The following is a 19,986-nucleotide window of genomic DNA, read 5'->3' on the forward strand; positions in this document are numbered from 1 at the left end:
CTCTGCGTACGCCGAGGGAATCCGGCGAGAAATCTGCATCGTCACACCAGGTTTTCCTGTGCATTCCACACTCCCTTCGCCTGCATCCACTACGGAGGAGTGACCCCGCCCTATGACCTCTGCCACGACCCCGGAGACCGCGCGGACCGCCCTGCGGATCCACAACGCCCGGCTCATCGACGGCACCGGCTCGTCGCCCGTGGACGACGCCGTCGTCGTCATCGATGCCCAGGGCACCATCACCTACGCCGGAGCGGCCGCGACCGCGCCTTCGGCCGTCGTCGGCTCCTCTGTCCGCGTAGTCGACGCCGGTGGCCGCACCGTACTCCCCGGCTTCTTCGACTGCCACGTCCACCTCGCCTACGCACAGGGCTCGCCGCCGTCCCGCCGCGCGGAACTCGACCCCGTCCTGGTCACCCTGGACACGGCCGCGCGGCTGCGCCAGACCCTCGACGCCGGTATCACCACCGCCCGCGACCTGGGCGGTCTGTCGGCGGGCTACCGCACGGCCGTCGAGACCGGACGAACGGTGGGCCCGCGCCTGCACACGGCCGTCCGCATCATCAGCCACACCGGCGGCCACGCCGATGTGCGCCTGCCCGACGGTACGGATCTGAGTGCCGGGATGTCCGAGATCGCGGACAGCACCGACGCGGCCAGGCTCGCGGTGCGCCGGGTCCTGCGCGACGGCGCCGACCTGGTGAAGGTCTGTGCCACGGGCGGCATGGGCAGCCCCTACGACGATCCGGACGACGAAGGCCTGCTGGAGGAGGAGATCCGGGCGGTCGTGGACGAGGCCCGACGGCACGGCGGCAAGCCGGTCGCGGCCCACGCCCAGGGCAACGCGGGCATCCTCACCGCGATCCGCGGCGGAGTGACCAGCATCGAGCACGGCTACGGTCTGGACGACCGGGCGCTGGACATGGCGGGCGAACGCGGCGTCTTCGTCGTACCGACGCTGTCCACCGTGTACGCGGGCATCAACAAGGACACGATGCCGGACTACCACTACCAGAAGAAGGTCCGCTGGTCCGGTACCACCAAGGAGAACATCGCCCGGGCCATCGAGTACGGTGCCCGGATCGCGCTCGGCACCGACGCGGCGGTCGGTCCGCACGGCGTGAACCTGATGGAACTCAGCTATCTGGTGGACCTCGGCATGGACCCCATGGCCGCCATCGTCGCCGGCACCCGCACCTCCGCCGAACTCCTCGGCCTCGCCGACCGGCTGGGCACCCTCACCGCCGGTCACACCGCGGACCTGGTCGTCTGCGACGGCGATCCGCTCCAGGACATCGGCGTCCTCGGCGACCCGGCCAACATCGTGTGCGTCGTCCAGGACGGCGTCGTCCGCAAGGACCTCCTGAACCTCCCCGCCCCGGCCCCGGTCCCCGCCCCGGCCACCGACACCCTCCCCACCGGAAGGCGGCCCTGATGTCCTCACAGACCGAACTCCCCGCCCCACCCACCAAGTCCCCGGACACCGGCAGAGCCACGCCTCTCGACCGGGTGCTCGCGCTCATCGAGCGGGCCGGGAACGCCCTGCCCAACCCGGTCGTCCTGTTCGCCGCCCTGTTCCTCCTGCTGGCGGTCGTCTCCACCGCGCTCGACCTGGGCGGAGTCTCCGTCAAGGTCCCCGGCGGCGACGAGACCAAGCACATCACCGGCCTGCTCACCGGCGAGGGCGTCGGCTGGCTGGTGGAGAACCTCGTCGTCAACTTCGCCACCTTCCCCCCGATCGGCGCCGTACTGGTGCTGATCATGGTGGTGGGGCTCTGCGAGAAGACGGGCCTGCTGGAGACCCTGATGCGGGCGACCCTGGCCAGGGTGCCCCGCCCGGTGCTGCCGTACGCGGTGGCGCTCATCGCCAGCCAGGCGCACATGATGAGCGACGTCGCCGCCATCGTGCTGCCCCCGCTCGCCGCCCTGGTCTTCAAGAGCGCGGGACGTCACCCCGTCGCGGGCCTCATCGGCGGCTTCGCCTGTGTCACCGCCGGCTACGCGGCCGGGTTCACCATCGGCTCCCTCGACGCCCTGTACGTCGGCATCACCCAGCAGGCGGCCTCGGTGCTCCCGGCCGCCGAAGGCCTCGACATCCATCTGCTCATCAACTACTTCTTCACGGCCGCGAGCAGCCTCGTACTGGCCGCGGTGGGCGGATTCCTCATCAGCCGCGTCCTGGAACCCCGGCTCGGAACCTACGAGCCCGCCGGCGAGGAGCCCGAGGACCGCGACCTGACCCTCACCCCGGTCCAGCGGCGGGCACTGCTGCGCACCGCGCTGGTCGTCATCGTCTACCTGGCCGGCGTGCTCTCCCTGTGGCTGCCGGAGGGCGCGCCGCTGCGCGGCGAGGGCGGGGCCTTCGTGCCCTCGCCGCTGCTCTCCGGCATCGTCCCCGTCCTGTTCGGCGCCTTCCTGCTGGCCGGACTGACGTACGGCTTCAGCGTGAAGCAGCTGACCAAGGCCGAGGACGTGACCAACGCCGTCACCGAGTCGGTGAAGACCATGTCCGGCTACCTCGTGATGATGTTCGTCGCCGCCCAGGTCATCGCCCTGTTCACCTGGTCGAACGTCGGTGTGCTGCTGGCGGTGAAGGGCGCCGCGCTGTTCGACTCGATGGGCGTGACCGGCTTCTGGGCGATCCTGGTGTTCGTCCTGCTGGTCTCCTGCCTCAACCTGTTCATCCTCTCCGGCTCGGCCCTGTGGTCCCTGGTCGGACCGGTCTTCGTCCCCGCGTTCATGCTCATGGGGATGAGCCCGGCGCTCACCCAGGCCGCCTTCCGGATCGGTGACTCGGCGACCGGCGTGATCACCCCGATGAACCCCTATGTGTTCCTGATCCTGGCGATGCTCCGCCAGTACGAGCCCGACGCCAAGCTCGGCACGCTCATCTCCCGGCTCGCCATCTTCGTGGTGCCGTTCATGCTGGTGTGGCTGGCGATCCTGGGCGTCTTCTACGGCTTCGACCTGCCGCTCGGACCCGGCGCCCACATCGGTCTGAAGTGACCCCCGCACACGACAGGCCGACTCCACCGGTGAGATCCGGTGGAGTCGGCCACGTGTCGTCGGCTCGCGCGACGACGACGGCGATGGCGACGGCACAGAAGGTTCTCGTACGCCGTCCGCGCCGCCTCGCCTCAGCCGCGAGCCGTCCATTCCAGCACGACCTTGGCGAACTCCTCGGGCAGCTGCTCCGGGACGGGGACATGGCCGCCGGACAGGACCCGCGTCTCGCAGCCGAGCGCCGCGGCGAACTTCTCCAGCCCGGGCAGCGAGTAGTGGTCCCCCGGGGCACAGACAGCGAGCGTACGGGCCGTGATGAGCGGCAGCCGCTGGTCCATGCCGTACCGCCGGACCGCCTCGTGGCCCTCCTCGACCCGGTCGAGGACGGTCAGCGCGTCGACCATGAACCGGTTCAGAGCCGCCTCCTGGCCCTCTGCGTAGAAGCCGCGGCGCCGGTTCCAGAGCTCCACCAGGTGTGATCCGTCCGGCCGGGGCACGACGTGGTCGACGGGCTTGCGCCCGGCCGCCGTACGGCGTTTCTCGTCGTCGATGAAGGCCGTGGCCGAGAGCAGCAGGCTGGATACGCGGTCCTGGTAGCGGGCGGCGAGTTCGACCGCGACGACTCCGCCCGTGTGGTGTCCGACCAGATGGAAGCGTTCCAGCCCAAGAGCTTCGATCAGTGCGCCGGCGGCGTCGGCGAAACGCTCGATGGAGTGCGGTCCGGCCGGTTTCGCGGAGGCGCCGAAGCCCAGGGTGTCCATGGCGACGGCCCGGTGCGCCGTGCCGACCAGGGGCAGCACGTCGAGGTACTCGGTCCAGGAGCGCGGGGTCTGGTGGAGCAGCAGGACGGGCTCGCCGGTACCGCACTCCACGTAGTGCAACTGCCCGAAGGGGCTGGGTGCGTAGCCCCTTCGCAGGGCGTCCGTCAGGGGACTGACTATCGCGGGTGTGCCCGGCGTGGGCGTGTCAGTCATAGGGGGTTCGCCTTTCCGCGGGGGGAGGGGAGGAGAGCCGGCAGTACGGAGGCGCCGACGCTCTCGATCAGTTCGGTGGGCGGGTCGTAGGAGCCGACGTGCTGGAGCAGGACGCCGGTGACTCCGGAGGCGTGCAGGGCGTGGAGGCGTTCCGCGATCCGGGCCGGGGAGCCGAAGAGGCAGAACTCCTCGGCGAAGCGGAGCACGGCCTCGTCGCTGATCCAGGCCGAGCAGATCTCGACGGCCGCGGCCCAGTCCTCGGCGTGCACCAGGTCCGGGTAGACCCCCTTCACCTCCGCCGGGACGTCGACCTCGATCCCCGCCAGGGCGAGGAAGGGCGCTCCGCCGTTCTGGGCGATCGACGCGCAGATCGGCTTGAGGAGTCGTGCCTCGGCCGCGACGTCGTCGGTGACCGCGCAGAACGCGGACACGGTCAGCGGGATCGCGTGGGCCGCGCGGCCCGCCGCCTCGGCGCCCTCCCGGACCCGGGCGGTGGCGCTCGCGAGGGTGGTCGGCGAGATGCCGCTGAGGAGGATGACGCCGTCGGCGATCTCACCGGCGAGCCGCAGGTTCTTCGGCCCGCTCGCGGCGAGGTGCAGCGGCACCCCGGGCCCGGGGTCGCGCAGCCGCGAGCGGACCCTGCCCTCGAACTCCCACTCCTCGCCGTCGAGCAGGGCGCGCAGCATGCCGATGCCCTCGCGCATCGCTGCCGAGGTCGTCTGGCGAAGGCCGACCGGACCGACCGAGCTGTTGCCGACGCCGAGACCGAGCGTGAATCTGCCGGGCGCGAGTTCGGCCACGCTGCGGGCGGCTGACGCGACGACGGCGGGGTGCCTCGTCGCCAGGTTGGTGACCGCCGTCCCGAGGCCGATGCGCTCGGTGCCCAGAGCGGCGGCGGTCAGTGTGGTGAACACATCGCGCCACAGCAGTTGGGAGTCGGGGAACCAGGCGTCGTCGAAGCCGAGGGTTTCCGCGCGGCGGACCGTGTCGACCACGCGGTCGGCCCGGTCGCACGGGGGGATGCGTATGCCTACGCGCAGCGGCTGCACCGGCTGCACCGGGTGCTTCGCCGGATGGGTTGTTCGATTGCTGCGGGTCCGCTGTGGCTGGGCGCGCAGTTCCCCGCGCCCCTGGTAGGGCGCCGTCATTTTTGCACCCTTGCCGCCAGGTCCAGGGCCACGTCCGTGATCATGTCCTCCTGGCCGCCGACCATTCGGCGACGGCCGACCTCGACGAGGATGGCGCGCGTGTCGAGCTCGTAGCGGGCCGCAGCCGTTTCGGCGTGGCGGAGGAAGCTGGAGTACACGCCCGCGTAGCCGAGGCTCAGGGTTTCGCGGTCCACGCGCACCGGCCTGTCCTGGAGCGGGCGGACGAGATCGTCGGCCGCGTCCATGAGCGGGAAGAGGTCGCAGCCGTGCTCCCAGCCCATCAGGTCGGCCACCGCGACGAACGCTTCCAGGGGGCAGTTCCCGGCCCCGGCGCCCTGCCCGGCCAGCGAGGCGTCGACGCGGGTGACGCCGCACTCCACGGCGACCACGCTGTTGGCCACGCCCAGGCCCAGGTTGTGGTGGGCGTGTATGCCCAGTTCCGTTTCGGGGGACAGGACGTCCCGGTAGGCGTGGAAGCGGTCGCGGACGCCGTCCATGGTGAGCCGGCCGCCGGAGTCCGTGACGTACACGCAGTGGGCGCCGTAGGACTCCATCAGCCGTGCCTGGGCGGCCAGTTCGGCCGGTTCGGCCATGTGGGACATCATCAGGAACCCGGCCACGTCCATGCCCAGCTCCCGGGCGGCGGCGATGTGCTGGGCGGAGATGTCGGCCTCGGTGCAGTGCGTGGCCACCCGCACCGAACGGATGCCCAGCGAGTGGGCCTGTTTGAGGTCGTGGACGGTTCCGATGCCAGGCAGCAGGAGGGTGGTCGGGATCGAGTGGCGTACGGCGTCGCAGACCGCTTCGATCCACTCCCAGTCGGTGTGGGCGCCGACTCCGTAGGTGATGCTGGAACCCGACAGGCCGTCACCGTGCGAGACCTCGATGGCGCGGACCCCCGCTTCGTCGAGGGCGGAGGCGATGGTGCGGGCCTGCTCGACGGTGTAGCGGTGCCGGATGGCGTGCATGCCGTCGCGCAGGGTGACGTCCTGGATGTACAGCGGGGCTGACTGGCCGGAGGCTTCTCGGGTGGAGGCTTCTTGGGTGGTCATCGGGACGCCTCCGCGGTCGTTCCTGCGTGGTGTGCGGCCAGGCGCTCGGCGGTGCGCAGCGCGGCCGACGTCATGATGTCGAGGTTGCCCGCGTAGGCCGGCAGGTAGTGGGCGGCGCCCTCGACCTCCAGGAACACGGACACCTTCACGGGAGTCGAGCCGGCCGGCACCAGCGCGCGCAGCGGATCGTCGGCGCCGATGTGCTCGAACTGCACCTTCTGCTTGAGGCGATAGCCCGGTACATACGCCTGGACGCGGCCGACCATGGCCTCGACCGAGGCGGCGACCGCTTCCTCGTCGCACTCCGAGACCAGGCAGTGCACGGTGTCGCGCATGATCAGCGGCGGTTCGGCGGGGTTGAGGACGATGACGGCCTTGCCCCGCCGCGCGCCGCCGACCCGCTCGATCGCGGACGCCGTGGTCTCGGTGAACTCGTCGATGTTGGCCCGGGTGCCGGGCCCCGCCGAGCGGGAGGCGATCGAGGCGACGATCTCCCCGTAGTGCACGGGCGTCACCGCGGACACCGCGGCGACGACGGGGATCGTGGCCTGGCCGCCGCAGGTCACCATGTTGACGTTCGGGCTGTCCAGGTGGGCGTCCAGGTTCACCGGCGGCACCACGTACGGGCCGAGCGCGGCCGGGGTCAGGTCGACCACCGTGCGCCCGAGGCCGCGCAGCACCTCGTCGTGGCGACGGTGGGCGCCCGCCGACGTGGCGTCGAAGACGATCCGTACGTCCGCGAACTCGTCCAGCGCCACCAGACCGTCCACGCCCTCATGGGTGGTGGCCACCTTCAGGCGGCGAGCGCGCGCGAGGCCGTCGGAGGCCGGGTCGATTCCGGCGAGCGCGGCCATCTCCAGGCTCTCGGACAACCGCAGCACCTTGATCATGAGATCCGTGCCGATGTTGCCGGAGCCGATGACGGCCACCTTGGTGCGGGCGGTCATGACGCGTCCCCCTCCGTCGCGAACTCGGCTGTCACACGGCCCAGTTGGCTGATGTGTGCCTCGAACCGGTCGCCGGGGGCCGCCACCGCCATCGGCCCGAGTGCTCCGGTCAGTACGACGTCGCCCGCCCTCAGCGGATCACCCATGCCGGCCAGCGTCGAGGCGAGCCAGGCGGCGGCGTTGAGCGGGCTGCCCAGGCAGTCGGCGCCGGTCCCCTCGGACACCGCCTCGCCACCCCGGGTCATCGTCATGCGTACGCCGCGCAGGTCCAGGCCCGTCAGCGGTACGGGCGTGCCGCCGAGCACGAACAGGCCGCTGGAGGCGTTGTCGGCGACGGTGTCGACGATGCCGATGTCCCAGTCGGCGACCCGGCTGTCCACGATCTCCAGTGCGGGCAGCGCGAAGTCCGTCGCGCGCAGCACATCGACCACCGTGCAGTCGCGGTGGGGCAGTCCGGAGCCGAGGACGAGGGCGACCTCCGCCTCGACCTTGGGCTGGAGCAGCCTTCCGGCCGCCACCGGGCTCCCCTCGGGGACCGCCATGTCGGCGAAGAGGGTCCCGAAGTCCGGCTGGTCCACGCCGAGTTGGGTCTGCACGGCGGGTGAGGTCAGGCCGATCTTGCGGCCCACGATCCGCCGCCCGGCCGCCACGGCGCGCCCGACGTTCACCCGCTGCACGGCATAGGCGGCCTCCAGGCCGGAGACGTACGTGCGGACCGGAGCGCACGGCGTGTTCGTCCGCGCGGCCTCCCGCAGTTCGTCGGCCGCCTTGACCACCTCCGCGGCGGTCATCGCGCACCGCCCGTGGTGGAGGTGACGAGCAGGGTGTCGACCCCCACGGGGCCGAGGCCGGTCGCCCCACCCGGTGTGCCCAGCGCGGTCGTCCGGCCGGGCAGCGGCTCCTCGAAGAAACGGCGGTTGTCGGCGCGGAACTCCGGCTCGGCGAGGCGGTCGACGGCGATGGCCTGTTCCGGGCAGGCCGTCTCGCAGGCGCCGCAGTCGATGCACTCCACCGGGTTGATGTAGAGCTTGCGCTCGCCCTCGTAGATGCAGTCGACCGGACATTCCTCGATACAGGACCGGTCCATGATGTCGACACAGGCCGACCCGATGACGTACGCCATGTCAGTTCTCCTTCTCCGTGGAGTGCCCGGGGAACAGGGCCGCCTCCGGATCGATGACGGTGGCCGCGTTGTTGACCGCGGTGGCGACCTCGCCGAAACCCACCGCGATCAGGCGCACCTTGCCCGGGTAGTCGGTGATGTCACCGGCGGCGAACACGCGGGGCACGCTGGTGGCCATCCGGGTGTCCACGGTGATCCGCTTCGCCTGGAGTGCCAGCCCCCAGTCCCCCAGCGGGCCGAGGTCGGCGAGGAAGCCGAGGGCGGCGACGACGGTGTGCGCCGACAGCAGCCGGGTGTCCTTGGTGGTGCGGTGCCGGACCTCGATCCGCTCCACCCGTGACGCCCCGTGCAGGGCGCTCACCTCGGAGTCGGTGATGATCTCGATGCCCAGCGCCCGTACCTTGTCCACAGTTGCCTGATGGGCCCGGAAGCGGGCCGTGCGGTGGACGAGCCGGACCGACCGGGCGATCGGGGCCAGCGTCGCCGCCCAGTCGAAGGCGCTGTCGCCGCCGCCGACGACCACGACGTCGTGGTCGGTGTGCTCGGCCGGGTCCGGCACGAAGTAGACCTGGCCGCGACCGAGGTAGCCCTCGCCCGCGGGCAGCGGTCTGGGGGTGAAGGTCCCCAGCCCGCCGGTGATCACCACCGCCCCGGCCCGCACGGCCGTTCCCTGGTCGCCGTGGACGACCGGCCGGCCGTCGGCCGCGCGGGTGAGGCGGAGTGCCCGGTGGCCAAGGAGGTAGCGGGGACCGTACGGCTGCGCCTGCGCGACCAGGTTGTCGACCAGGTCGTGGCCGCGTACCGCCGGGAAGCCCGCGATGTCGAAGATGGGCTTCTCGGGGTACATCGCGCTGATCTGGCCGCCGCACTGGGGGAGGACGTCCATGACGGTTACGCTCAGTCCGCGGAAGCCCGCGCAGTAGGCGCCGTACAGGCCCGACGGGCCGGCGCCGATGATCAGGATGTCGGTCTCGATCACCGACGACTCGTCCGGGGCGACCGGCTCATCAGTGGGAACGCTCATGAACCAGGAGCGTAAGGACGGGCGAACCGCCGCCCAACGGAACCGGTCCGCCTGACGGGACGCGGCGCTTAGCCGGGCGGCCAGGCGGTGGGAGCGTGGCGCGAACACGACGCTTCCACCGGTCCGGGAGGACGAATCACATGGATGCACTCAACGTCAGAAAAGGGCGCCTGCCGGCCGTCCTCATGGCCCTCGTCCTCTCCTCCGCGTGCACGGCGGGCGCGGTGGACTCCGCGGGCGGGCAGGCGGCGGGAAAGCCCACGGTCCGTGTCGCCCTGGGGGTCGACGCCTCGTACGCCCCGTTCTACCTGGCCGAGGAACGCGGGATGTTCGAGAAGGCGGGCGTGAACGTCGAGCTCGTGAAGACCGAAGGCGGCCCGGCGGCTACCGAGGCCGTGACGGCCGGCACCGCGCAGATCGCGGCCAACGCCGACTCCACCGCCCTCTCGCTCATGGTCGGCAGCCCCGACCTGCGGGCGCTGGGCGTCTTCCAGTCCTCCGACCGCTATCTCAAGGTCGTCCTGCGGGACGGCATCGACTCCCCGAAACAGATAAAGACCATGGCGTCGATCGCGGGGCTCGGCCTCTACGCGACCCACTCGTACCTGCGCCACAACGGCATCGACCCGAAGTCCGTGAAGATCCTGCAGAGCTCGCCGCCGGAGATCCCCGGACTGCTGGAGCAGGGCTCGATCGACGCGTACGTCCTGTTCGAGCCGTGGGCGGCGCGCGGCGACGCGGCGGGCGGACACATCGCGGGGCGCATCGGCGACTTCGGGGTGAAGTACGTGCAGTGGCTGATCGCCGACCAGAAGTGGCTCAAGGACAACGAAGAGGCCGCCGGAAAGGTCTTCAAGGTGGTGGCCGCCGCGGACAAGATCGTCACCGACGACCCGGACGCCGCGGCCAAGGCCTCCAACCAGCAGGTGAAACTCCCCGTGGAGGCCACCAAGAAGGTGCTCCCGGAGATCACCTTCGCCGCTCGCGGCATCGAGGACGCCGATGTCGTCGAGTCCCGCAAGATCATCGACTTCCTGCTGGCGCAGAAGCTGATCAAGAAGTCGCCGGACCTCGACACGGCTCTGCTGAAGGGCTGGTACGAGCAGCACGGCACGTGAGGTCGACCTGCCCTGTGACACAGGGAGCGCCGTCGTCCCGGAGCACGAAGACGTCGAGCGTCACCCGCACCCCTGAGTCACAGGGCGCCACCGTACGCACGGTGCCGCTCCAGGTGAGCGGCTCGCCGGCCACGGCGGTCGCGACATTGCGCCAGCTCACCGATTCCAGGCAGGCGTCGGGCCCGGCCCACTCCAGCGCGTACCGGGTGAGCGTTTGACCGTGCAGCGTCGACTGCACGACCACGTCGGAGAAGCCCTCGGACACGGCGAACTCGGCGTCGTAGTGGATGCGATGGGAGTTCCACGACACGGCGCTGAACCGGAACAGCTGGAGCCTGCTGTGCGTGTACCGGCGCGGTGGGCAGACATCGCCGACGGCGGCAGGGGTGTTCACGCGGTGGCTCCCTTCGGGAGGGCGGCCAGGACGACGACCGTCTCGTCCACGGCGGTCAGTTCGGTCCCGTCCGGCGCGGTGTAGCGGGTGGTGAGACCGAGGAGTACGAAGTCGCCGGACCGGCCGTGCTTCCGTTCGGCCGAGGTGACCGCACGCGACGCGGTGACCCGGGTGCCCGCGAGCGGGGCCCGGGTCAGGCGCACCGACTGCCCGCCGTGCACCTGGCGCACCGGGAGGCCCTGGGTGCAGGGTGACTCTCTGACGGCCAGGCCGTCAGGCAGCAGTTCGTCCTCGGGGGGTCCGTCCTCCCAGCTCATGGTCGCCGCGAGGAAGAGCGCCGGAGCCTCGACCGGTTGCCCGGCGGCCTCCTGGTCCCGCGCCCGCCGCAGGTAGCCGAGGTCGTCGACCGCCGCCGCGTACCGGCAGAAGTCCTTCACGGTCACCGTGCCGCAGTCCTCGTCCTCCCACCGGCCGATGAGGCCACGGGCCCGGGACAGCACGTCGTCCAGCACGCTCACAGGGCCGCCCGCAACGACCGGCCGATGCCCAGCCCCGCCGCGCGCAGCGCGCTCGCGTGGGCCGCTGCGTCCACCCGGTAGGTGGGAGCGGTGATGGACAGCGCGCCCGCCGGCGCGTCCTGATTGCCGAAGACCGGCACGGCCATGCTCATGTAGCCGAGCCGGATCTCCTCCGCCTCGGTGGCGATGCCCTGCTCCCGGATCCGCTCCAGCTGACCGCGCAGCAGACCGGGTGAGGTGATGGTGTGGCGCGTGAAGGGTTTCAGCCCGTTCCTGACCACCTCACCGAACAGGGTGGCGGCGGAGAACGCGAGGATCGCCTTGCCGGTGGCGGTGCAGTACAGCGGAAGCCGGCCCGCCACCCGGGACTCCTCGCTCAGCCCCCGGTGGGGCAGGATCTTCTCCAAGTAGACGACGTCCAGCCCGTCGTGGATCGCGAAGTGGATGGTCTCCTGCGTGGCCAGCAGCAGATCCTCCATGTACGGCTGGGCCACCTCGCGCAGGATCCGCTGCCGGTGCACCCGCTGCCCGATCTCGAACAGCCGCAGCCCGAGCCGGTAGTTGCAGCCCGCTCTCTCCAACAGCCCCCAGACGACCAGTTCCTGACAGAGCCGGTGCACGGTGGCCTTCGCCACGCCCGTACGGCGCACCAGGTCGGCGAGGGAGAGGGAGCTGTCGTCGACGGTGAACGCCTCCAGGATGGGCCGGACCTTGCCGAGGACGGAGTTCATCGGGTCGGGACAGGGGGAGGTGGAGTCGGAAGCGGGCTCGGACGGTGCTCCGGCGTGATCGATCGGGACGACGGTCATGGCAGACACCTCACGACGACTCGGAGAGATCGGAGAGAAACGCCAGGCTCAGCGGGTTGTAGAGATCGGCCTTCTCGTGCTGCGGCCAGTGCCCGCACTCGTTGAAGACCTCAAGGCGGGACCCGGGGATGGCGGCGGCGATCGCCTCGGCCTCCGGGACGTCGCCGAGCGGGTTCTTGTTGCCCCAGACCACCAGGGTCGGGGCCTTGATCCGCGCCATGCGGTCGGGGCGGAGCAGATTGCGCTCGCGGGCTTCCAACTCCTGCAACGCCAGCAGGTTGTGGAGGTTCTTCCGGAACTCCGGGTGGTGGTAGATCTCGTAGCGGACCTGCGTCAGCTCGTCGCCCAACTCCTCGTCCCACTCGGCCCACAGCAGTCGCAGCCGGTCCCGGGTGTAGGAGATCTCCTCGTTGACGGCGGCGGCCCGGGTGGAGGTCTTCAGCCGTTCCATCACCGCCGGGTTGATCTTCGTACCGCCCATGCACAGCAGTTGCAGGGAGGCGACCCGCTCCGGGTACTCGCTCGCCGCCCAGGACCCCACCCAGCCGCCCAGCGACTCGCCGACCAGGTGCGCGCGTTCGGCGCCCACCGCGTCCAGGTAGGCCATCAAGTGATCGACGTACGCCGGTATTTCACCCGGGCGGTCCGGCTTGCCGGTGTAACCGTGGCCGAGCGTGTCGATGGCGTGGCAGCGGTAGCCGGCCGAGGCGTGCGCCGGGATGTTGCGGACGAACGCCTCCAGATGGCCGGTCGTGCCGTGCAGGAAGACGACGTGCTCGCCGTCCTCGGGGCCGGCCTGCAGGGCGCGGGTGGTGACGTCGCCGGTCTCGACGTACGCGTGGCGGTAGTCGATGCCCGACAGTTCGGTCCAGATGCTCATGACTGCCCTTCCTGGGGGTGTGCGGGGTCGAGGACGGCGACAGCCATCCCGGTGAGCCACTCGGGCATCGGCTCGTACGCCAGCCGGCGGCCGGGCACGTGGTCGAGCACGGCCGACATCAGCAGCCAAGTACGCAGCTCCTGCGCCCCGTTGCCCGCGACCTTCTCCAGCTCCTCGGTGCTGTACGCGGTGATCCGCCGTATCTCGCCCCGTTCGACGAGGGACAGAAACTCGTCGTCGAACGCGGGGTTGAGGGAGGCCTCGGCGGCGCGGATGATCTCGCGGCGCCTGATGTCGTAGTCCTGCCAGTTCTCCCGGCCGTTCAGCCAGGCGCCGACCATGAACTCCTCGTCGTCGCCGTGCGGTTCACGCCAGTCCGGCCAGGGCAGCCGGTGCGAGAGCCCGCCGGAGCCGACCACCGCGACCCGGCGGTCACCCGGGAAGGCCAGTACGGCGTCCCGGATCGCCCGGCCCAGCCGCTCGCAGCGGTCGAGAGTGGGCAGGGGAGGGGCGAAGACGTTCACGACGATCGGTACGAGGTCCACGTCCAGGCCGTCGAGGAGGTACTGGACGGCGTGCGACTGGCCGTGGTCGATCTGCAGGCGGGCGGAGAAGGCCGGGTCGAAACCGCCTTCCTCGACAAGGGAGTTGGCGAGGTGCCGGGCGAGCGGGATGTCGACCGGCTGCGGGCCCTTCGGAGTACCGGACTCGCCGCTGGCCACGCACTCGCCGACGCCGATGGTGAAGCTGGGGATCAGGTCGAGCCAGAAGCCGCGGAAGTGGTTGGAGCCGACCAGGATCACCGTGTCGGGGCGGGCCGCGGCGAGTGCCTCGCGCGCCTCGGCGAGCGCGTCCCGGAACCGCTCGGCACGGTCCTTGTGGAAGGTCTCCTCCCAGTGGGTGTTCATCAGCGTGCTGTGCGACGCGCCCACACCCAGGACGATCTCGGTCATGCCGGTTCTCCTTCGGACCCCGGTTCCAGTTCGGCGCGGGAGCGGGTGACGGTGTCGACGGCCGTACGGACCAGATGGCGCGTGAGCCGCTCCATGGCCCGTACGGAGACGGTGTTCATGCCGCGGGCGAAGTCGATGTCGAACGGTGTCTCCGCCTCGCTCACCTTCGGCATGCCGACACGGACCGTGGGGACGCCGCGCCCGCGCAGAATGTTGGCGTCGGTGGCGCCGCTGTTGCCGCGGATCGCTTCGTGTTCGCGGCCCTCGAACGCCTCCCAGGCGGCCGTGGCGCTGCGGGTGATCCAGTTGTCCGGCGCCGTGCGGGTCCCGGGGATGGCCAGGACCATCTCGGCCGTGACGTCGAGCCCGGGCAGCTTGTCGCGGATCGCGTCGAGCGCGGCGGCGAACTCCCGCTTGGCGCGTATCGGCGCGGTGTCGGGGCCGATGCGCAGGTCCACCATGAGGGTGCAGGCGGCCGGGGTGACCGCCGCCATCCGGGGCCAGCCGCCGCGCATCGACGAGACGATGCCCTGCGGGGCGACCGTGCCGATCGTGTGCCGCTCGGCGTACTCGACGAACCACTCCTCCAAGTGCCGGGCGACCTCCCCGGCGCGGGCGATGGCGTTGTCGTACGGCAGCCGGTGGCGCGAGCCGACATAGGTGTGCGTGCCGCGGACCGTGACCTCGAACCAGACGAGGCCCACCTCGTCCCACGAGACCGTCCAGCCGGGCTTGGCGATGACCGCGTAGTCGGTCCACAGGCCCTGCTCCAGGAGGAACGAACAGCCCGCGCCCTGGCCGGTGTTGCGCCTGACGCTGCCCGGCCGGGAGTTGGTGGGCATGCCGCCCGCGCCGAACGCCGCCACCAGGTCGCCCGTGAGCGGGATCCCGGCCAGCGCGATCGCCTCGGCGGCCATCATCACGCAGGCGGCGTGCCCCTTCGGGTTCGAGGCCCCCAGCCCGACGACCAGGTCGTCGTACACCGTGGCCCGCGGGCGCATGTCGTCCCGCAACTCCGGCCCGATCCAGGGCAGATCCTCGCTCTCCTCGCCCACGGTCAGGGTGTCGATGGGCGCGTACAGCATCAGGTCCGGGCCGGTGCCGTCGCCGTCGAGCCGCGCCCAGGCGTTGGCCTGCCGGTCGTCGAGGGGCTGGACCGCGGCCCGGCAGCCGGCGGCACGCAGCGTGTCGGCGATGTGCGTGGCGAGCGGGGCCTCGTCACCGGTCGGGGACGGGATGTCGACGAGCCCGGTGATCAGGTCGCGCAGCCGGTCCTGGGTGACGTGCTGCCAGGCATCGTCGACCCAGGCGCGCCGTCGGGCGTCCAGTCCGTCAAGTCCGATCGGGTAAGCTGAACTCTGTGCGCTGCGAGAACCAAGCACGCACACTCTCCTTGACGTTATGTCAACCGGGCTGGTTTCAACCCGGCTGGTGTTGATCGCGGAAGACCTGACCAGGTGCCGCCTGGTCGGGCAGCGTGAGCCAGGAATCCCCTTCCTTCCGGGAGAGGGAGGATTCAATGGTTGATCCTGTGGACTTGGGTCATCGTGGTGCGCGCGAAGCGCTTCCTGGCAACGGGGAGCGCTACGGCGATCCCGGCCCCGATCAGCAGAGTGAGCAGTGTGCGGCCCATGGTCAGGCCTCCTTACCGTCGGTGCCCGTCGCGGCCAGCTTCTTGCCGTACTCCTCCTCGCTGAGGTTCCGCCAGGCGGTCAGCGAGATGTCGGGCCGGTAGAGCTTCTCCGGGGGCGCGTCCGTGATGTCGACCATCCACGCGTCCTGGCCGGAGAACTGCCCATGGAACAGCCAGCGGATCGCGCCCAGGTACTTGCCGTAGAAGCGCAGGGTGTCCCAGCCCTCGGTGAAGTTGACCATCACGCCGACATAGCGGTGGTTGTCCTCGTCGACGGGGACGTAGAACTCGTAGTGGATGAAGTTCGGGTACGCGATGCGCAGCACACCCGGCATCGACAGGGACGCGAAGCCGGGGAACTCCTGGGCCTCGATCGTCGGGTTGATCTTGTCGGCCTTGCCGGTGTTGCCGATGTTGAAGGTTTCCTTCGGCGGCTGGAACTTCCACCACCGTTTGTTGGACCAGCGGCCGACGCCCGGGAACTCGGCCTCCCAGTAGACCTCGTCCTGCACGCGGAAGATCCAGCGGCCCTTGGGCACGATCCGGGTGATGTTCCAGGTCGGCATGGGTTTGAACAGCCGCCACAGGGCCGTGCGGTGCAGGTATTTGGCGTGGCCCTCGTCGAAGCCGTTCTCGCAGGCGAAGCGCCAGTTGCCGCTGCGCGGGTCGATCCGGCCGCCCATCACGAAGGCGTTGGAGACGAGCTCCTCCGGCAGCTGTGAGTCGATCGGGTGCGGCTCCTCGTCGGCGAGGGGGATGTACACCCACACCATGCCGAGCCGCTCCTCGACGGCGTACGTACGGACGGACACCTTGCCGGTCAGCCGGCAGCCGGGCCCGTCGGTGATGACCGCGGCCAGCTTCCCGGTGGGCAGATCGAAGGTCCAGCCGTGGTACGGGCAGCTCACCGTGCCGGGGAACTGCTGGTCGCCCTCGGACAGCGGCACCCCGCGGTGCGGACAGCGGTTGTGCAGCGCGTACGCCGTACCGCCGTCCCGGATCAGGGTGATCTTCTCCCCGCAGATCGTGAACGGGAGCGGCTTGCCGGTGATCTGGCTGGACCAGGTGACCGGGTACCAGTAGCCGCGGAAACCCGCGCCGGCCGCGTCGTAGTGTGGCCACGACTTCCAGTCCTGCCGGCCGGGCTCTGCCGGTCTGCGGCGGCTCCGGATAGGGGTCGGTGCGTCGGGCGAGTCCTCGACCGTCATCGTGCGTGTCCTCCTGCTGCCGGGTGAACGGTGGTTGTGAGCATGCGCGGACCCGCCAATCCGCCCAAGGGACCTGTCCCGCTGAGCAGACCACTCGGCGCGGATACCGAGAAAACGCCAGGTGGCGGGTGTGGAGGCGCCCGTCCCCCGGACGGTTTCCCGCGCGCGTCCCGCTCAGCGGACCCCCGTCGATGCGGGCGGGGTACGGCGCGTTCTACGGTGCGCCCATCCCGGGCCGCACTCCGACGACGGGCCGCACCCCGACGAGCTGCCGGAACCGCCGGTCTCTCCCCAACCACCGAGCCAAAACCACCGAGCCAACCACCGAGGTGCTCATGGAGAAACGCTCCGACGCAGGCCACCCCTTCGCCGGCTCCGCCGCACTCACCACCGCCGAGACCGTTCGGCACGGGTGGCCCACCCAGCACACGAAGGGGTCGTGATGACCAAGGCCATCGAGACCGACCGCCGGGAGACCGGCTCCGCGCCGGGGCGCGGGGCGGCGGTGTCCGTCGACGGCGTGGGCATCCGCTTCGGCTCCTTCCAGGCCGTACGGAACATCTCCCTGGAGATCGCCGCCGGGGAGTTCCTCTGTCTGCTCGGTCCGAGCGGATGCGGCAAGTCGACCCTGTTGTCCGCGATGGCGGGCTTCGAGGCCGTGGCCGAGGGCGGCCTCCGGGTCGGCGGCACCCCGATCAACGGACCCCATCCCGGCCTTGGCATGGTGTTCCAGAGCAGCGAGGCGCTGTTCGACTGGATGACCGTGCGGCAGAACGTGGCGTTCGGACCGCGGATGCGCGGTGCGACGCGCGCGGCGCAGACGAAGCTGGTCGACGAATACCTCGGCCTGGTGGGGCTGCGGCACTGCGCGGACCGGTTTCCCGACCAGCTGAGCGGCGGCATGCGCCAGCGGGTACAGATCGCCCGGGTGCTGGCCAACGAACCGAGCGTCGTGCTGATGGACGAGCCGTTCGGGGCACTCGACGCGCAGACCCGGCAGGTGATGCAGGAGGAGACGGACCGCATCTGGCGCGCCTCGGGCTGCACCGTCGTCTTCGTCACCCACGACATCGACGAGGCGATCCTGCTGGCCGACCGGATCGCCGTCATGACAGCGGGCCCGGCGGCCTCGGTCAAGTCCGTCTACCCGGTGGACCTGCCCCGGCCCCGGGACGAGGCCGACCCGGCCGCCGCCGAACTGCGCCGCGCGCTGCGGGCGGACATCGGCGAAGAGGTCCGCAAGTCCCTCCGCGACCAGGGCCTCGATCCGGGGATGGACCAGGGCATGGACCAGGGCGCCGAGCAACGCCTCGACCCGGTCATGGACAAAGGCCTCGACCACGACGCCGACCTGGAGGGGAACATCCGATGACTGTCGCCGCGGCAGGTGCCGCCACCACCCCGCAAGCCCAGCGCCGCCCGGCCGGGACGACGACGAGGAACCTGCGGGCGCTCGGCGTGTACACGCTGTCCGTCCTCGTCGGCATCGGCGTCTGGCAACTGCTGGCGATGACGTACGGCTCCACCCTGGTCGCCTCCCCCCGGGAAACGCTCAGCGCCGCCGAAGAGCTGGCGCGCGACGGCACACTCACCAACTCGGTGATCGCCTCGGGCCGCCGGATCCTGATCGGCTGGGGACTCGGCGTACTCGTGGGCGTACCGGTCGGCCTGCTCGTCGGACAGATCAGGATCGTGCGGCAGTTCCTGGAGCCGTACATCGAGTTCTTCCGCTTCATCCCGCCGATCGCCTTCGTGACCCTGGCCGTGGTGTGGCTGGGCATCGGCGAGTCGTCGAAGGTCGTCCTGATCTTCTACACGGCCGTCTTCATCGTCACCCTCAACACGAGTGCCGGTGTGATGGCGGTCAGCGAGTCGAAGCTGCGCGCCGCGGCGAGCCTGGGCGCGAGCCGTTGGCAGATCCTGCGGGGGATCGTGCTGCCGTCGACCGTGCCGCACATCGTCACCGGGGCCCGGCTCGCGATGGGCAACAGCTTCCTGACCATCGTCTCCGCCGAGATCGTCGCCGCCCAGGTCGGGCTCGGATCGCTGATCTGGACCTCCCGCAACTACGGGCGGATCGACTGGGTCTTCGTCGGAATCATCACCTTGGGAATCCTCGGGTTCGTCTTCGACCGGATCCTGCGGGTCGTCGCCTCCCGGGTCCTGCGCAGGTACGGAGTGAAACTGTGAACGAAGTCGTCGGCGCCGAGACGTCACGTGCCCTGGTCCTGGAGCGGTTCGGCACGCTGCCGCGACTGCTGGAACGGACGGTGCCGGAGCCACGGCCCGGCCACACCCTCGTACGGATGCGGGCGGCCCAGCTCGGCCACCTCGACGTCAACATCGTCGACGGCAGGTTCGGCGTGCTGCCGGACCTCCCGGCCGTACCCGGCACCACTGGGTGCGGGATCGTGCTCGCCTCGGACAAGCACCCCGAGGGCAGTCTGGTCCGGCTCGGCGGCAAGGGGCTCGGCATGCGGCGGGACGGGTGCTGGGCGGAGCACGCACTTGTACCGGACGCCGCCGTGGAGACGCTCCCGCAGGACATCGACCCCGCCCTGGCGTGCAGCTACTTCTCACCGGCAGGCACGGCCTGGGCCGCCGTGCACACGGTCGCGGCGGTACGGCCGGGGGAGCGGGTCATGGTGACCGGCGCGGCGGGAGCGGTCGGCGCGCTGACCGTGCAGGTCGCGGCGCGGGCCGGGGCCGAGGTGGTCGGAGTGGTCGGGCGACCGGCGAAGCTCGACCACGTTCCCGCGCCCGCCAAGGCGGTCCTGGCCGCCGAGCTGTCCGCGGAGTCGGTGGGCGGCCCGGTCGACGTACTCGTCGACACCGTGGGCGGCCCGGTCCTGCGGGACGCCCTCCCGCTGGTCCGGCCACGCGGACGCGCCGCGCTCGTCGGCTACACCGCGGGCCGCGAGTTCGGCGTGGACCTCGCGGACTTCCTCCTGGCCGACGTAGCACTGCTGCCCGTCAACCTGATGACGCGCGGCAAGGAGGTCGCCGCGGACGCCGAGCGGCTGCTGGCGGAACTACAGGCGGGCACGCTGACCTTGGCGATCGAGCGCCACGGCCTCGACGAGCTGGCGGAGGCCGCGCAGCGGCTGCGGACGGGGGAGGCCATCGGCAAGGTCGTCCTCGACATCGGGTGAAGCGCCGGCCCGCTCAGCAGACCGATCCACTTGGGCGGAACCAGCCCTCA

At 70.9% G+C, this 19,986-nt stretch carries 20 protein-coding genes; 6 read left to right on the plus strand and 14 right to left on the minus strand.

All coding sequences use genetic code 11. The features are described 5' to 3' along the window. Window positions 1-112 precede the first annotated feature (112 nt). Window positions 113-1,435 carry an amidohydrolase family protein gene (locus tag OHA11_RS44630; protein ID WP_266508014.1) on the plus strand — a complete coding sequence of 441 codons (1,323 nt, stop codon included), beginning with the start codon at window positions 113-115 and terminating at the stop codon, window positions 1,433-1,435. Further along, window positions 1,435-3,006, plus strand: a complete 1,572-nt coding sequence (locus OHA11_RS44635) for an AbgT family transporter (RefSeq protein ID WP_266508016.1) — start codon at window positions 1,435-1,437, stop codon at window positions 3,004-3,006. Before OHA11_RS44630 ends, OHA11_RS44635 begins: the two co-directional genes overlap by 1 nt. 131 nt (window positions 3,007-3,137) lie before the next feature. Here the strand turns inward: OHA11_RS44635 and OHA11_RS44640 are convergent, their stop codons facing one another. The 7 genes from OHA11_RS44640 to OHA11_RS44670 are packed head-to-tail and all read right to left on the minus strand — an operon-like array spanning window position 3,138 to window position 9,271. Continuing rightward, window positions 3,138-3,932 (minus strand): alpha/beta fold hydrolase, encoded by a 795-nt coding sequence (locus OHA11_RS44640; protein WP_266508623.1) that lies wholly within the window; start codon window positions 3,930-3,932, stop codon window positions 3,138-3,140. A gap of 41 nt (window positions 3,933-3,973) precedes the next feature. Further along, window positions 3,974-5,125, minus strand: coding sequence for an LLM class flavin-dependent oxidoreductase (locus tag OHA11_RS44645; protein ID WP_266508017.1), 1,152 nt, complete (start codon window positions 5,123-5,125; stop codon window positions 3,974-3,976). Further along, window positions 5,122-6,177: a 4-hydroxy-2-oxovalerate aldolase gene (gene dmpG, locus OHA11_RS44650; RefSeq protein ID WP_266508019.1), complete on the minus strand. Its 1,056-nt coding sequence runs from the start codon at window positions 6,175-6,177 to the stop codon at window positions 5,122-5,124. Before dmpG ends, OHA11_RS44645 begins: the two co-directional genes overlap by 4 nt. Continuing rightward, window positions 6,174-7,124, minus strand: coding sequence for an acetaldehyde dehydrogenase (acetylating) (locus OHA11_RS44655; protein WP_266508020.1), 951 nt, complete (start codon window positions 7,122-7,124; stop codon window positions 6,174-6,176). Before OHA11_RS44655 ends, dmpG begins: the two co-directional genes overlap by 4 nt. After that, window positions 7,121-7,915, minus strand: a complete 795-nt coding sequence (mhpD, locus tag OHA11_RS44660; RefSeq protein ID WP_266508021.1) for a 2-keto-4-pentenoate hydratase — start codon at window positions 7,913-7,915, stop codon at window positions 7,121-7,123. The genes OHA11_RS44655 and mhpD overlap by 4 nt, the downstream gene beginning before the upstream one ends. Beyond that, the gene (gene fdxA, locus OHA11_RS44665) at window positions 7,912-8,247 is read right to left on the minus strand and encodes a ferredoxin (RefSeq protein ID WP_266508022.1); all 336 of its coding nucleotides are present in this window, start codon (window positions 8,245-8,247) and stop codon (window positions 7,912-7,914) included. The genes mhpD and fdxA overlap by 4 nt, the downstream gene beginning before the upstream one ends. 1 nt (window position 8,248) lies before the next feature. Further along, window positions 8,249-9,271: an NAD(P)/FAD-dependent oxidoreductase gene (locus tag OHA11_RS44670; protein ID WP_266508023.1), complete on the minus strand. Its 1,023-nt coding sequence runs from the start codon at window positions 9,269-9,271 to the stop codon at window positions 8,249-8,251. A gap of 140 nt (window positions 9,272-9,411) precedes the next feature. On the opposite strand from OHA11_RS44670, the gene OHA11_RS44675 reads away from it, so the two are divergent. After that, entirely contained in the window at window positions 9,412-10,389 is a 978-nt protein-coding gene (locus OHA11_RS44675; RefSeq protein WP_266508024.1) for an ABC transporter substrate-binding protein, read from the plus strand. On the opposite strand, the gene OHA11_RS44680 is transcribed toward OHA11_RS44675, so the two are convergent. The 7 genes from OHA11_RS44680 to OHA11_RS44710 form a co-directional block, all read right to left on the minus strand. After that, window positions 10,325-10,783, minus strand: coding sequence for an acyl dehydratase (locus OHA11_RS44680; protein WP_266508025.1), 459 nt, complete (start codon window positions 10,781-10,783; stop codon window positions 10,325-10,327). The genes OHA11_RS44675 and OHA11_RS44680 overlap by 65 nt on opposite strands. Beyond that, complete coding sequence (locus OHA11_RS44685; RefSeq protein WP_266508026.1) at window positions 10,780-11,301, minus strand: MaoC family dehydratase N-terminal domain-containing protein; 522 nt, start codon at window positions 11,299-11,301, stop codon at window positions 10,780-10,782. The genes OHA11_RS44680 and OHA11_RS44685 overlap by 4 nt, the downstream gene beginning before the upstream one ends. Beyond that, window positions 11,298-12,110 carry an IclR family transcriptional regulator gene (locus OHA11_RS44690; RefSeq protein WP_266508027.1) on the minus strand — a complete coding sequence of 271 codons (813 nt, stop codon included), beginning with the start codon at window positions 12,108-12,110 and terminating at the stop codon, window positions 11,298-11,300. The genes OHA11_RS44685 and OHA11_RS44690 overlap by 4 nt, the downstream gene beginning before the upstream one ends. A 10-nt stretch (window positions 12,111-12,120) precedes the next feature. Then, window positions 12,121-12,990: an alpha/beta fold hydrolase gene (locus OHA11_RS44695; protein WP_266508028.1), complete on the minus strand. Its 870-nt coding sequence runs from the start codon at window positions 12,988-12,990 to the stop codon at window positions 12,121-12,123. Next, window positions 12,987-13,943 (minus strand): catechol 1,2-dioxygenase, encoded by a 957-nt coding sequence (locus OHA11_RS44700; protein ID WP_266508029.1) that lies wholly within the window; start codon window positions 13,941-13,943, stop codon window positions 12,987-12,989. The genes OHA11_RS44695 and OHA11_RS44700 overlap by 4 nt, the downstream gene beginning before the upstream one ends. Then, window positions 13,940-15,325, minus strand: coding sequence for a M20 family metallopeptidase (locus OHA11_RS44705; protein ID WP_266508030.1), 1,386 nt, complete (start codon window positions 15,323-15,325; stop codon window positions 13,940-13,942). The genes OHA11_RS44700 and OHA11_RS44705 overlap by 4 nt, the downstream gene beginning before the upstream one ends. Before the next feature lie 253 nt (window positions 15,326-15,578). Then, window positions 15,579-16,784: a Rieske 2Fe-2S domain-containing protein gene (locus tag OHA11_RS44710; RefSeq protein WP_266508031.1), complete on the minus strand. Its 1,206-nt coding sequence runs from the start codon at window positions 16,782-16,784 to the stop codon at window positions 15,579-15,581. A gap of 442 nt (window positions 16,785-17,226) precedes the next feature. Between OHA11_RS44710 and OHA11_RS44715 the strand changes: the two genes are divergently transcribed. Genes OHA11_RS44715 through OHA11_RS44725 form a run of 3 tightly spaced genes read left to right on the plus strand, consistent with a single transcriptional unit; the run spans window position 17,227 to window position 19,936 of the window. Beyond that, window positions 17,227-18,156: an ABC transporter ATP-binding protein gene (locus tag OHA11_RS44715; protein WP_266508032.1), complete on the plus strand. Its 930-nt coding sequence runs from the start codon at window positions 17,227-17,229 to the stop codon at window positions 18,154-18,156. Beyond that, entirely contained in the window at window positions 18,153-18,974 is an 822-nt protein-coding gene (locus tag OHA11_RS44720; RefSeq protein ID WP_266508033.1) for an ABC transporter permease, read from the plus strand. The genes OHA11_RS44715 and OHA11_RS44720 overlap by 4 nt, the downstream gene beginning before the upstream one ends. After that, entirely contained in the window at window positions 18,971-19,936 is a 966-nt protein-coding gene (locus OHA11_RS44725) for a zinc-binding alcohol dehydrogenase family protein (protein WP_266508034.1), read from the plus strand. Before OHA11_RS44720 ends, OHA11_RS44725 begins: the two co-directional genes overlap by 4 nt. Window positions 19,937-19,986 lie beyond the last annotated feature (50 nt).

The organism is Streptomyces sp. NBC_00878, assembly GCF_026341515.1.
Classification (GTDB): Bacteria; Actinomycetota; Actinomycetes; order Streptomycetales; family Streptomycetaceae; genus Streptomyces.